Consider the following 12,789-nt stretch of genomic DNA (forward strand, 5'->3'; position numbering starts at 1 on the left):
AGGGGACCGAGTGGCATGGGTCACTGGTGGTATCGCAACATCGTCGAGCCGGGAAAGCTCCCGCTGTTGCTGGCGCTGCTCTCCTTCGTTCTCTCGTTCCTGGTCACCCGCACCATCACCCGGCTGATCCGCGCTGGCCGCGGCCCCTTCAGGAACGTCTCGCCCGGCGGTCTGCACATCCACCACGTGGTCCCCGGCGTGATCCTCATGACGATCGGCGGCTTCGGGGCGGTGGCCAGCGGTGGGCACGGGGTCAGCTCCGCGATCTGCGCGGTGATCTTCGGGATCGGTGCGGGTCTTGTCCTCGACGAGTTCGCGCTGATCCTCCATCTCGACGACGTCTACTGGAGCGAACAGGGCCGGCAGAGCGTGGAGATCGTGGTCGTGACCGCGGCCCTGGCCGGACTGGTCCTCAGCGGGTCCGCCCCCTTCGGGGTCGACGAACTGACGCCCGAGGAAGCACAGAGCCGCGGACTGCTCATCCTCAATGTCTCCTTCAACTTCTTCCTGGCGCTGGTCGCGCTCAGCAAGGGCAAGGTCCTCACCGCACTCTTCGGCACGGTCGTGCCCCTGGTCGCGCTCGTCGGCGCGATCCGGCTCGCCAGGCCGGGCTCGCCCTGGGCCAAGCACTTCTACCGCCGGCGCCCGAGGGCCCGCGCCCGGGCGGCGCTGCGCCGCCGGCGCCACGACCGCCGCTGGTCGGGGCTCAGCCGCAGGTTTCAGGACCTGATCGGCGGGGCCCCCGACCGGACGCCGACGCGCGACGAGAAGTGAGCGAGTGCGCACAGCACCAGCACCGCGGCGATCGCCGCCAGGTGCTCCTTGCCCGCGAGGTTGGTCTTGACGCACACCTCGGCCACCATCGCCACGATCACCACAACCGCCGTCCAGTACGCGCCGTACCGCCGGCACACATAGACGGCGAGGCCGACGACCGCCGCCGAGGGGCCCGTGTCGACGACCTGCGCGTCGGACGCGGGCAGCCCGAGCGGGCTGTCGGGGCCCAGCGCGATGCCGACGCGCGCGTACAGCGTCCCGGCGAGCGTCGCGACGTACGCGATCGCCAGCGTGCGCAGCCGCCCGACGCAGATCTCGGCGATGCCGAACACCAGCAGGACCTGCGCGAGCGCGCCCCACACCGGCAGGTCGAGCGCGGGCACGAACAGCGACAGCGGGGTCCGCAGCAGCGCGGACCACAGCGGGTCCTCGGCGCGCACGAAGCCGATGTCCTGGACCGGGCCGTAACCCCAGGGCTGGTTCTGTACGGCGTGCAGGAGCGCCGTGAGGCAGACCGCCACGAGCGTCAGCGGAAGCGCCCGCCACCGCTGGGTGACGAGCGCGGTCCGTACGTCGGCGTACAGCCGGCCCCACTCGCGGCGCGCGAACGTGCGCACCGCCGCCGACGCCGTCCGCGTCGTCACCGCCACCGGCACCGTCACCGTCTCGTCTCCAGGTGCTGGCGGTGCATCCACCCGGGCAGACCGGGCGCTTCGAGGAAACCCTCGGCGCGGGCCGACGCGAGGCCGATGCGCAGCAGGTCGGAACTCTTTTCGAAGAGCATGAATCGGGGCTCCCAGATCGGCCGGTACTTGGCGTTGGCGCGGTACAGCGACTCGATCTGCCACCAGCGCGAGAAGAAGCTGAGCAGTGAACGCCACATCCTCAGTACCGGCCCCGCGCCGAGCTTCGAGCCACGTTCGAAGACCGACCTGAACATCGCGAAGTTCAGTGAGACCTGCGTGATCCCGATCTCTTCGGCGGACTGGAGCAGTTCGATGACCATGAACTCCATCAGGCCGTTCTCGCAGTCGCGGTCGCGCCGCATCAGGTCGAGGGAGAGCCCGTGCGGCCCCCACGGCACGAAGCTCAGTACGGCCCTCAGCTCCCCTTCCCCGTCGGTGCATTCGAGCATCACGCACTGCCCGTCCGCCGGGTCACCGAGCCGCCCGAGCGCCATCGAGAAGCCGCGCTCGGTCTCCCCGTCGCGCCAGTCGTCGGCCTTGCGCAGCAGCTCGGCCATCTCGTCGTCGGGGATGTCCTCGTGGCGGCGGATACGGACCGTGTAGCCGGCCCGCTTCACCCGGTTGTAGGCCTGGCGCACGGTGCGCATCGCGCGCCCCTCCAGCGTGAACTCGTCGATCTCGACGATCGCCTCGTCACCCAGCTCCAGCGCGTCCAGGCCGTGCCGGGCGTAGACCGTGCCGCCCTCCTCGCTCGCGCCCATCACGGCGGGGATCCAGCCGTGCTCGCGCGCCTCGGCCAGCCACGGCTCGATCGCGCCGGGCCAGGCCTCCGGGTCACCGATCGGATCACCGGACGCGAGCGATACGCCGCCGACGACCCGGTAGGTGACGGCGGCCTTGCCGGTGGGCGACCAGACGGCGCTCTTGTCGCGGCGCAGCGCGAAGTAGCCGAGGGAGTCGCGCTCGCCGAACTTGCCGAGGAGGGCCCGCAGTCCGGCCTCGTCCTCCTCGGTGATCGGGTCGACGGTCCGGCGCGAGCGGAAGGCGGCGTACAGCACGGCGAGGAGCAGCAGCGTGCTCATGACGTTGATGGTGACGTTGACCCAGCCCGGTGCGGCGATGCCCTGGAAGCGGGCGTCGTCGGGCGCCAGCGACACCAGCCGCATCACGCCGTAGTGCCAGCGGTCCAGGAACGAGGCCCGGTTGTCGTCGGGCGCGGTGTTGCTGACCGTGACGAGGAGGGCGGCGATCAGCGAGGTGACCAGCAGCCCGCCGACGGCCACGACAGCGGCCAGGGCGGGATTGGAGCGGTCACCCTTGGCGTAGAACTCGCACCGGCCGAGCAGCAGGGACAGGACGAAGGCGGCGGTCAGGGCCAGGGAGACCCAGTTCTGCCAGTACTGCCGTACCTCGGGGAAGAGCATCGCGAGGGCGAAGAGGAGGAGGAAGAGCCCGCCGAGTACGAAGTTGAGGATCCAGGCGGCGCGCTTGCGGCGGCGCATGGTGATCGCCAGGAAGAGCGTGAAGACTCCGGAGGCGAAGCCCGCCGTCAGCAGGTAGGGGGTGAAGAAGTCGTCGGTGTTGTGGCGCCGCAGATCCTGGCCGAGCGAAACCCACACGGCGCTCAGGAAGTTGATGAACGTGACGATGCGCAGATACCAGACCGCGAATGCCGCGCTGCGGCGCGAGCGGGGGGTGCTGCGGCGGTTGGTCGGGCTCGTCAGGCTCGTTCGGTTCGTTCCTTCGGTGGCCAAGCGGACTTCTCCCATGAAACGCGATGATATGGGGCATCGCGGTGCGGGAGGTGCGCGTGTGCGGCCGGTGGTCGCCGGCCGCCCACGCGGTCAGTCCGTCGCGTTTCCGGTCTCGACGACCGCCTTCTCGTCGTCGCCCCCGTCCGCGTCCGTCTTCCCGCCCTCGCCCTCGTTCTCGTCCGACGCCCGTTCGGGCAGCTCCGCCGCGAGGGCGGCGGCAGCCTGTACGAGGGGGAGTGCGAGCAGTGCCCCAGTTCCTTCCCCCACAGTGACGCCCTGATCGAGCAGAGGGTTGAGCGCCATCCGGTCCAGCGCCTTCGCCTGGCCCGGCTCACCGCTCACCTGGCCCGCGAGCCACCAGTCCGGCGCCCGGAAAGCGGCGCGCTGGCCCACCAGGGCGCACGCGGCGGACACGACACCGTCGAGGATCACCGGCGTATGCCGCACAGCGCACTGGAGGAGGAAACCGGTCGCGGCCGCGAGGTCGGCGCCGCCGACGGTCGCCAGCAGGTCAAGCTGGTCACCGAGTACGGGCCGCGCCCGGCGCAGCGCGTCGCGGATGGCGGCGCACTTGCGCATCCACGCCAGGTCGTCGATGCGGGCGCCGCCGCGGCCGGTGACCACGGAGGCGTCCGTGCCGCACAGGGCGGCGATCAGGGTGGCGGCGGCGGTGGTGCCGCCGACGCTCAGATCGCCGAGTACGACCACATCGGTCCCCGAGTCGGCCTCTTCGTCCGCGACCGCCATCCCAAGCCGGACGGCCTGCTCGGCCTCTTCCCGCGTGAGGGCGTCCTCGATGTCGATACGTCCGGAACCGCGGCGCACGCGATGACGCACGACGTCCTCGGGAAGCAGCTCCGGATCGCAGTCCAGCCCCGCGTCGACAATCCGTACGGACGCGCCCATGCGGCGGGCCAGCACGGCGACGGGGCTCTCGCCGTCCAGCACGGAGCGCACGAGCCGGTGGGCGCCACCGGCGGGCCGGGCGGAGACGCCCAGCTCGGCCACGCCGTGATCACCGGCGAAGAGAACGACACGGGGCCGCTCGATGGGCTTGACCCGTACGGACGCCTGCGCCGCCGACAGCCACTCACCCAGCTCGTCGAGCCGGCCGAGTGCGCCGGGCGGCACGATCAGCCGCTCCCGGCGCTCTTCGGCATCGCGCCGGACGCCGCCGTCGGGGCGTTCGATCAGGTCGGAGAAGTCGTCGAGGTTAAGCGAGCTCATTCGCCGAACAGTACCGGCACGCGAGCTGACGCCTCGTCAGGGGTGCGGGGGCCTCGCGGGGTCCCTGCGGGGTCCCTGCGGGGCTTCCCCCCACCCCGCCCCTTCCCGTTGTGACACGGTGGGACTTCGCCGCGTGAGGGGCGCTGCCCCATCCCCCGCTCCTCAAGCGCCGGAGAGGCTGGGTGGTGCCGGGGGTTGGCGACCGTCCGGCGTCCGCCACGGCTCCGCTCCCCAGGCGCCGAGGGGCTGGATGGTGCCCGCCGGGGCGACCGTCTGGGGTCGGGTCTGCCTCCCACGCGGCGGAGCCGCAACGTGTCGCAGCGGGAAGGGGCGGGCCGGGGAAAACAACCCACTCACCCACTCACCCGCGCAGCACCACCGCCTGCCCCGCCACCACCAGCAGCACCTGCTCGCACTCCCCGGCGAACGCCGCGTTCAGGCGCCCCAGCTCATCCCGGAAGCGGCGCCCGCTCGCCGTGGCCGGCACGACTCCCGAGCCGACCTCGTTGCTCACCGCCACCACCGTCCGCCGCGTCCCCCGCACCGCCGCCACCAGCTCCGCCACCCGTGCCTCCAGCGCCCGCCGCCCGCCCGCCGCCCACTTCGCGTCGTCCCACGCCCCGACCCGGTCCATCGCGTCGGTCAGCCACAGCGCCAGGCAGTCGATCAGCAGCGGCGGCCCTTCCGCCGCCAGCAGCGGAGCCAGCTCGCACGTCTCCTCGGTGCGCCACGCACCCGGCCTGCGCTCCCGGTGCAGACCCACCCGCTCGGCCCACTCGCTGTCGTCGTCACGGGTGCCGCTCGTCGCGACGTACACGACCTCGGGAAAGGTCTCCAGACGCCGCTCGGCCTCCACCGACTTGCCCGACCTCGCCCCGCCCAGCACCAGCGTCCGCCGCGGCACATCCGGTACCGCGTGGTACTCGCCGACGATCACGGTCGTCCCGTCCGGAACCGCCCGCGCGCCCGCCGCCGCGAGCCGCCGCTCCAGCTCGGGGCCCGGCGGCACGTCGTGATCGAGGTGTACGGCGATGACGTCCGTGGCCGCCCCGATGGCTCCCGCCGCCCGCAGCCGCGCCAGCGCGTCCGGCCGACCTGTGACGTCGGCGACCACCATCTCGTACGTACGGCCGCCCGTCGTCCCCCCGGCCGGTGCACCGCCCGGCGGCAGATACAGCAGCAGCTCGCCGTCCGGAGAGGTCACCTCGTACCCCGTACCGGGCGAGTCCATCGGGACGGCCCGCACCCGGTGCCCGCTGATCAGCGTCAGCTCCCGGCCGTCCGGCACCCGCCCCGCCGCCGGCAGCCCGGCCGGCAGCTCCATCGGCGGCCCGTCGTGCGGATGCGTCAGCAGCACCTGTCGTACGCCGGTGAGCGAGTGTCCCGCGCGGGCGGCGGCCAGCGCGGCCCCCGGCGTCAGATCGAGCAGCAGCGCGTCGTCCACGAGCAGCGCGGTCGCCGCCCGGGCGAGCCCGCCGCGGGCGGTGGCGCACGAGGCGCAGGGGCAGTCGGGGCGGGGCAGGCATGCCGGGGCCCCGGTGCCGAGGAGAGTCAGTTCCACGAGGAGATCCTCCCGCGTCCCCGCCGGTGCCGCGCGCCCGGCTACTCTGCGGGGCAGGCTGTGCTGAACGAAGGCACGGGTGGGACCCGGGAGGCGAACATGGCGTGGACGTGGCGGTTCGAGAAGGCCGACGGTACGGAGGTCCCGCCGGCGGTGGTGCCGGAGGAGTTCACCACGCAGGGCGACGCGGAGTCGTGGATCGGCGAGGTCTGGAAGGACCTGGTCGAGGGCGGCGCCGACCAGGTGCTGCTCTTCGACGACGGCACGAAGATCTACGGCCCGATGAGCCTGCACGCAGAAGAGGTCTGAGGGCCTGACGGCCTGAACGGCCTGAAGGCCCAAGCACGTACCCTCGGCCGCCGGACGAAAGCCGAAACGAGCCCGTCCAGCGGCCGAGGTCCGGGTCGGCCCGTCCGGCGGCCGAGGTCCGGGTCAGCCCGTCGCGCGGTCCGGGGTGCGGGGCAGCCTGTCCGGTGCTCCGCCCAGCTCCAGGGGCAGTCCGTCCAGCGGTCCATGCTCGGCTCAGCCTGCCCGGCATCCTGCCCAGCTCCGGGTCAGCGCGTCCGCCCAGCTCCGGGTCAGCCCGTCCGGCGGCCCGAGTCCGGATCGACCTGACCCGGCGCTCCGCCCCGCCCCAGGTCGATCCGCCCCACCGCCGCCCCCCCGCCGCCCAGCCCCTAGATCTCGCCCAGCGTGACCTCCGACGAGCGGGTCTCGTTGCCGCGTACGTAGGTCACCCGCACCCTGTCGCCCGGCCTGTGGGAGGCCAGTGCCTCCGCCAGCGAGGTGATCGTGGTGATCTCGGTGTCGTCGAGCGCGGTGATGATGTCCCCGGCCCGCAGCCCCGCCCGCGCCGCCGCGCCGTCCGGCTCGGCCGACACGACGGCGACACCCGACGGTTCGAAGTCGTCGCCCACGACCGTACGGCCCGTGATGTCCAGCGCCGCCCGCCCCGAGTCGGTGACCCTGCCGTCCCTGATGATCTGGTCGGCGATCGTCTTCACCGTCGAGGACGGGATCGCGAACCCGATCCCCGGCGCCGGGCCGCCGCCCATGTGGGGGTCGGTGGCCGCCAGCGTCGGGATGCCGATGACCTCGCTGTCGAGGTTGACCAGCGCCCCGCCGCTGTTGCCCGGATTGATCGCGGCCGAGGTCTGCACCATGTTCGCGATGGTCACGCCCGCACCGCCGCCCGAGCGCCCCCCGCTCACGGTCCTGCCGACCGCCGAGACGATGCCCTGCGTGACGCTGCTGGAGAGCCCCAGCGGGCTGCCCATCGCCAGGACGATCTGCCCCACCTCCACCCGTGAGGAGTCCGCGAACCTCGCCGGCCTCAGTCCGTCGCCGGGGACGCTGTCCAGCCTGATGACGGCGAGGTCCTGCTCCGGGTAGGCGGCGACGAGCCGCCCGCCGAGCGTCGCACCGCCCGTGGCCGCCGTGACCTTGAAGTCCCGCTCGCGGCCCACCACATGGGCGTTGGTGACCACGTGGCCCTGGTCGTCGTAGACGACACCCGAGCCCAGGCTCTCGGATGCGTCGATCTGGACGACCGACGGCAGTACGTCCTTGATCACCTGCTGGTAGTCGTTCTCCAGGTCCTGCCGCGCCACGGGCGCCCCCGCCTCCGCGGTGGCCCTCGGCGACGCGGACCCCGCCCCGGAGCCGGAACACCCGCTCGGGCAGGCCAGTACGACCGCACAGGCCGCGGCGGCCAGGGGCAGCCGGAGCCGACGCGGCACACGGCCGTGGTTACGTGATCCATCCATGCCAGGAGTGTCCCTTTTGGGGGAATCCGGTGCCCGTGGAGAAGGTCCATCGGGGGATGGCGTTCAGCAGTGGGACGGGGGGCGGTGGGACGTACTCAGCCCCGCGTGCCGCACAGATGCAGCAGCGCCGCGACCCGCCGGTAGGGGTCGGTCCGCCCCGCACGGTCCTCCAGGGCCAGAATCCGCTCCAGCTCCTCCGCGGGAAGCCGCGACGTCTCGTTGGCGGCGCCCTCGATGTTGTCGGTGAAGACCCGCACGCCGTACCAGGCGCGCAGCGGAGCGGCGATCCCGGCGAGGGTGGACGTCAGGGCGTCGAGACGGTCGGCGCGCACCCGCAGGCCGAGCCGGCTGGTGTACGCGGCCGAGTCGAAGGCGGCGAGCGCCCCGGCCCAGTCCCCAGCGAGTCCGGGCCGCATGGCCAGCGCGTCGGCGTTCCGCACCAGGAGGGACAGCAGGCCGCCGGGCGCCAGCATGCGGGCCAGGCCCGCCACCATCGCGTCGGGCTCCTCGACGTACATCAGCACTCCGTGGCACAGCACCACGTCGAAGCTGCCGGGCAGGAAGTGCACCCCGGTCTCCAGGCCGTCGCCCTCGACGAGGCGCACCCGCTCGCGGATTCCCTCGGGCTCCCCGGCGAGCGCCTCGCGCGCCGCGACCAGCATGTCGGGGTCCGACTCCAGGCCGGTCACCTTGTGACCGGCCCGCGCCAGGCGCAGGGCCTGCGTGCCCTGGCCCATGCCCACGTCGAGTACGGCGAGCCGCCGGCCCACCGGGAAGCGGGCCGATATCTGCTCGTCGAGCTGGCGGGCGACCAGTTCCTGGCGGACGGTGTCGCGCAGGGTGCCGACGCCCTTCAGCCAGTCGGCCGCCGCGCCCTCGAACCGGGCGATCCCCGTGATGTCGTCCGCGCTCAGGGTCGTTCCCCGCGCTTGACCTGGGGCTTCGGCAGGCGCAGGCGGCGCATCTGGAGCGTACGCATCAGACCGTAGGCAACGGCGCCGCGCTTCGGCTCGTTCGGGAAGCGCTCGTTCAGCTGCTTCTTGAGCCGGATGGTCAGGCCGATCGAGTCGACGACGATCATCACGATCACACCGAGCCACAGCAGCAGCGCGATGTTCTGGATGTTGCTGATGCGGATCATGCTCAGGACGAGGATCACCACCGCGAGCGGCAGGAAGAACTCGGCCACGCAGAAGCGGGAGTCGACGAAGTCGCGCACGAAGCGGCGGACAGGGCCCTTGTCGCGGGCGGGCAGGTAGCGCTCGTCTCCGCTCGCCAGTGCCTCCCGCTGCCTTGCCAGGTCCGCACGGCGGGCTTCGCGCTGACGCTTCATCGCCTCCTTGCGGTTCGACGGAGCCGCCGCCCCGTTGCGGCGCTGCGACTGGGCGACAGCGCGCTTCGGGGTGGGGCGGCCCTTCGGGGCCTGCGGGTCACGGGACGCTTTGGAGAGGTCCACCTGCACCTTGTCGGTGGGGGCCTTCTCTTCCTTGGAGGAACGGCTACGGAACACAAAGCCCAAGGGTACGGGGTACGGCGCATGGACCCCAGCCCGGAGGGGAACGATCCCGCAACGGTCGGTTTCTCCCGTTCTCCGGCCTTCACCTACTCCCTGGGCCGGAGCCCGGCGGACGGCAGTCGTCCTGGAGGAGGAGCGCATCAGCCCGCGAACAGTGCGGTAATGGATGCAGGGCCCGTAGTGTGGGTTCAAGTGCTGGAGCTGGTTCCGTAGTCCGTCAGAAGGGGGCGCGCGAAGCCCATGAGCGGTGTCATGAAGCGTATGGGGATGATCTTCCGCGCGAAGGCAAACAAGGCCCTTGACCGGGCCGAGGATCCGCGCGAGACCCTCGATTACTCGTACCAGAAACAGCTGGAGCTGCTTCAGAAGGTACGCCGCGGTGTCGCCGACGTGGCGACGTCGCGCAAGCGCCTGGAACTGCAGCTCAACCAGTTGCAGGGTCAGTCCTCCAAGCTGGAGGACCAGGGCCGCAAGGCGCTCGCGCTCGGCCGGGAGGACCTCGCCCGCGAGGCGCTGTCCCGCCGTGCCGCGTTGCAGCAGCAGGTCACCGACCTGGAGACGCAGCACCAGACGCTCCAGGGTGAGGAGGAGAAGCTGACGCTCGCCGCGCAGCGCCTCCAGGCCAAGGTCGACGCCTTCCGTACGAAGAAGGAGACCATCAAGGCCACCTACACGGCCGCGCAGGCGCAGACCCGGATCGGCGAGGCCTTCTCGGGCATCTCCGAGGAGATGGGCGACGTCGGCCTGGCGATCCAGCGGGCCGAGGACAAGACCGCGCAGCTACAGGCGCGGGCCGGCGCGATCGACGAGCTGCTGGCCTCCGGCGCCCTGGACGACCCGTCCGGGATGGCGAAGGACGACATCGCCGCCGAGCTGGACCGCATCTCCGGTGGTACAGATGTAGAGCTGGAGCTGCAGCGCATGAAGGCCGAGCTGGCGGGCGGCACGTCGGACCGGCAGCAGGCGCTCGAAGGCGGTGCGTCGCAGGACGGCACGCAGGCGCCGCAGGGTCAGCACAAGTTCGACAAGCAGTAGTCGCCAGACAGCAGGCCGCCGCACTCCGCGAAGGAGCACGTCGTGATCGTACGGATCATGGGGGAGGGCCAGGTGAAGGTGGCCGACAGCCACTTCACCGAACTCAACAAGCTCGACGACGAACTGCTCGCCGAAATGGAGAGCGGGGACGAGCCGGGCTTCCGGCGCACGCTCGGTGCGCTCCTCGAAGCGGTACGCCGCCTCGGGGAGCCGCTGGCCGACGCGTCCCTCGAACCCTCCGAGCTGATCCTCCCGGCCGAGGACGCGACGCTCGACGAGGTCCGGGAGATGCTCTCCGACGACGGCCTGATCCCGGCCGACCCCAGCGCCATCAGCCCCCCGGACTGACCTTCGGCGACTTTCGGCCCGTACGGCGTGTGAGGACCGGGGTCAGGGACGGGCGGGCCCCGGTGTCCGGCCCGGCGCCCCCACCGCACCGCACGCCGTACCGTTACGGCTTATGACTGCCCTCGGTACGGGATTCACCCGCTCCCGGTGCTGGCTCCACGCACACCCGCTCGCCATGGACGCCGCCCTGGCATGCGCCGTCCTGGTGACGATGGTGACCGGCTCCTTCGCCGACCCGCACGGCGGCACGGGCGGCCCGACCTTCGGCACCCGGACGCCGGGTGTGCTCAGCCTCGTCCTGATGACGCTCGCCTCCGGCGCCCTGGTCCTGCGCCGCCGCAGGCCCATGGCCGTCCTCGCCTTCACCGGCGTGGTGACGCTCGTCGAGCTCGTCGCCGGCGACCCGCCGAGCCCCGTCGCCATGAGCGCCGTCATCGCGCTCTACACCGTCGCGTCCCGCACCGACCGCCCCACCACCTGGCGCGTCGGGCTGCTGACGATGACCGGCCTGACCGCCGCCGCGATGTGCTTCGGCAGCGGCCCCTGGTACTCCCAGGAGAACCTCGGGATCTTCGCCTGGACCGGCATCGGGGCGACCGCCGGCGACGCGGTACGCAGCCGCCGCGCCTTCGTCGACGCCATCCGCGAACGCGCCGAACGCGCCGAGCGCACCCGTGAGGAAGAGGCCCGCCGCCGGGTCGCGGAAGAGCGGCTGCGCATCGCCCGCGACCTCCACGACGTCGTCGCCCACCACATCGCGCTCGTCAACGTCCAGGCGGGCGTCGCGGCCCACGTCATGGACAAGCGCCCCGACCAGGCCAAGGAAGCCCTCGCGCATGTACGGGAGGCCAGCCGCTCCGCGCTGAACGAACTGCGCGCCACCGTCGGCCTGCTCCGCCAGTCCGGCGACCCCGAGGCCCCCACCGAACCCGCCCCCGGCCTCGCCGTGCTCGACCAGCTCCTGGACACCTTCCGGCACGCGGGCCTCCCGGTGGAGGTGGCCAGGCCCGACAAGGGAGTGAGCGCGCCGCTGCCCGCCGCCGTCGACCTCGCGGCGTACCGGATCATCCAGGAAGCCCTGACCAACGTGCAAAAGCACGCGGGCCCCCACGCCAGGGCCGAGGTCAGCGTGGTCCGCGTCGGCTCGTCCGCCGAGGTCACCGTGATCGACAACGGCGGAGGGACGGCGAGCGCGGGGGACGGCCGCGAAGCCGGTGGCGGCGGCCACGGCCTCACCGGCATGCGGGAGCGTGTCACCGCCCTCGGCGGAACGCTGACCACCGGGCCCCGCTACGGCGGCGGTTTCCGCGTCCATGCGATCCTGCCATTCACGGAGCGTACGGGGGAGCGAACGGTGGAGAACGCATGACGACGGCCACGACCCGCATCAGGGTCCTGCTCGCCGACGACCAGGCACTGCTGCGCAGCGCGTTCCGGGTCCTCGTCGACTCCGAACCGGACATGGAGGTCGTCGGCGAGGCGGCGGACGGCGCCGAGGCCGTCGAACTCGCCCGCGCGCTGCGCGCCGACGTCGTCCTGATGGACATCCGCATGCCGGGTACGGACGGCCTCGCCGCCACCCGCATGATCAGCGAGGACCCGGAACTGTCCGCCGTACGCGTCGTGATGCTGACGACGTTCGAGGTCGACGAGTACGTCGTCCAGTCGCTGCGCGCCGGGGCCTCCGGCTTCCTCGGCAAGGGCGCGGAGCCGGACGAGCTGCTCAGCGCCATCCGCATCGCCGCGGCCGGCGAGGCGCTGCTCTCACCTGTGGCGACCAAGGGCCTGATCGCCAACTTCCTGGCGCAGGGCGGCACTTCGCAGGACGACGAGGCCGCGGCGGCCCGTACCGAGCGGCTTTCGGCGCTGACCGTGCGGGAGCGCGAGGTCCTCGTCCAGGTCGCGGGCGGCCACTCCAACGACGAGATCGCCGAGCAGCTCGTCGTCAGCCCGCTCACCGTCAAGACCCATGTGAACAGGGCGATGGCGAAGCTCGGCGCCCGCGACCGCGCGCAATTGGTGGTAATCGCCTACGAATCCGGCCTCGTACGGCCGAGGGTGGAGTGAGGGTGTAGCGGCGCCTACTCCAGCCGCGGTATGCGCCGCGTAAGAAAGGGAC

13 protein-coding genes are annotated in these 12,789 nt (G+C 72.3%); 6 read left to right on the forward strand and 7 right to left on the reverse strand.

Annotation, left to right across the window (positions count from 1 at the left end):
* Nucleotides 1–15 precede the first annotated feature (15 nt).
* Complete coding sequence (locus G412_RS0106575; protein WP_028811372.1) at nt 16–774, forward strand: hypothetical protein; 759 nt, start codon at nt 16–18, stop codon at nt 772–774.
* Here the strand turns inward: G412_RS0106575 and G412_RS40440 are convergent.
* From G412_RS40440 to G412_RS0106595, 4 genes are all read right to left on the reverse strand, one after another.
* Nucleotides 720–1,439, reverse strand: coding sequence for a hypothetical protein (locus G412_RS40440; RefSeq protein WP_244282868.1), 720 nt, complete (start codon nt 1,437–1,439; stop codon nt 720–722). The two genes, G412_RS0106575 and G412_RS40440, sit on opposite strands and share 55 nt — an antisense overlap.
* On the reverse strand, nt 1,436–3,232 hold the full coding sequence (locus G412_RS0106585; protein ID WP_078606828.1) for a phosphatidylglycerol lysyltransferase domain-containing protein: 1,797 nt from the start codon (nt 3,230–3,232) through the stop codon (nt 1,436–1,438). Before G412_RS0106585 ends, G412_RS40440 begins: the two co-directional genes overlap by 4 nt.
* Before the next feature lie 75 nt (nt 3,233–3,307).
* Nucleotides 3,308–4,444 carry a nicotinate-nucleotide--dimethylbenzimidazole phosphoribosyltransferase gene (gene cobT, locus G412_RS0106590; protein WP_028811375.1) on the reverse strand — a complete coding sequence of 379 codons (1,137 nt, stop codon included), beginning with the start codon at nt 4,442–4,444 and terminating at the stop codon, nt 3,308–3,310.
* 361 nt (nt 4,445–4,805) lie between these two features.
* Entirely contained in the window at nt 4,806–6,005 is a 1,200-nt protein-coding gene (locus G412_RS0106595) for a bifunctional adenosylcobinamide kinase/adenosylcobinamide-phosphate guanylyltransferase (RefSeq protein ID WP_028811376.1), read from the reverse strand.
* Nucleotides 6,006–6,104: 99 nt separating this feature from the next.
* Here G412_RS0106595 and G412_RS0106600 point away from each other — a divergent pair, with 99 nt between their 5' ends.
* Nucleotides 6,105–6,314 (forward strand): hypothetical protein, encoded by a 210-nt coding sequence (locus G412_RS0106600; RefSeq protein ID WP_028811377.1) that lies wholly within the window; start codon nt 6,105–6,107, stop codon nt 6,312–6,314.
* Between the two features lie 368 nt (nt 6,315–6,682).
* Here the strand turns inward: G412_RS0106600 and G412_RS0106605 are convergent, their stop codons facing one another.
* The 3 genes from G412_RS0106605 to G412_RS0106615 all read right to left on the reverse strand — a co-directional run bounded on the left by G412_RS0106605 (nt 6,683) and on the right by G412_RS0106615 (nt 9,281).
* Nucleotides 6,683–7,771: a S1C family serine protease gene (locus G412_RS0106605; RefSeq protein WP_028811378.1), complete on the reverse strand. Its 1,089-nt coding sequence runs from the start codon at nt 7,769–7,771 to the stop codon at nt 6,683–6,685.
* Nucleotides 7,772–7,866: 95 nt separating this feature from the next.
* The gene (locus G412_RS0106610; protein ID WP_244282873.1) at nt 7,867–8,610 is read right to left on the reverse strand and encodes a class I SAM-dependent methyltransferase; all 744 of its coding nucleotides are present in this window, start codon (nt 8,608–8,610) and stop codon (nt 7,867–7,869) included.
* Nucleotides 8,611–8,681: 71 nt separating this feature from the next.
* Nucleotides 8,682–9,281, reverse strand: coding sequence for a DUF3043 domain-containing protein (locus tag G412_RS0106615; RefSeq protein ID WP_028811380.1), 600 nt, complete (start codon nt 9,279–9,281; stop codon nt 8,682–8,684).
* 258 nt (nt 9,282–9,539) lie between these two features.
* Between G412_RS0106615 and G412_RS0106620 the strand changes: the two genes are divergently transcribed.
* The 4 genes from G412_RS0106620 (at nt 9,540) to G412_RS0106635 (ending at nt 12,737) form a co-directional block, all read left to right on the forward strand.
* Nucleotides 9,540–10,322 carry a PspA/IM30 family protein gene (locus G412_RS0106620; RefSeq protein WP_028811381.1) on the forward strand — a complete coding sequence of 261 codons (783 nt, stop codon included), beginning with the start codon at nt 9,540–9,542 and terminating at the stop codon, nt 10,320–10,322.
* Nucleotides 10,323–10,364: 42 nt separating this feature from the next.
* A complete protein-coding gene (gene pspAA, locus G412_RS0106625) occupies nt 10,365–10,670 on the forward strand; it encodes a PspA-associated protein PspAA (RefSeq protein WP_028811382.1) in 306 nt (101 codons plus the stop codon).
* Between the two features lie 112 nt (nt 10,671–10,782).
* Complete coding sequence (locus G412_RS0106630) at nt 10,783–12,039, forward strand: sensor histidine kinase (protein ID WP_028811383.1); 1,257 nt, start codon at nt 10,783–10,785, stop codon at nt 12,037–12,039.
* A complete protein-coding gene (locus G412_RS0106635) occupies nt 12,036–12,737 on the forward strand; it encodes a response regulator (RefSeq protein ID WP_028811384.1) in 702 nt (233 codons plus the stop codon). The genes G412_RS0106630 and G412_RS0106635 overlap by 4 nt, the downstream gene beginning before the upstream one ends.
* Nucleotides 12,738–12,789 lie beyond the last annotated feature (52 nt).

Source organism: Streptomyces flavidovirens DSM 40150, assembly GCF_000429085.1.
In the GTDB taxonomy this organism is placed as follows: domain Bacteria; phylum Actinomycetota; class Actinomycetes; order Streptomycetales; family Streptomycetaceae; genus Streptomyces; species Streptomyces flavidovirens.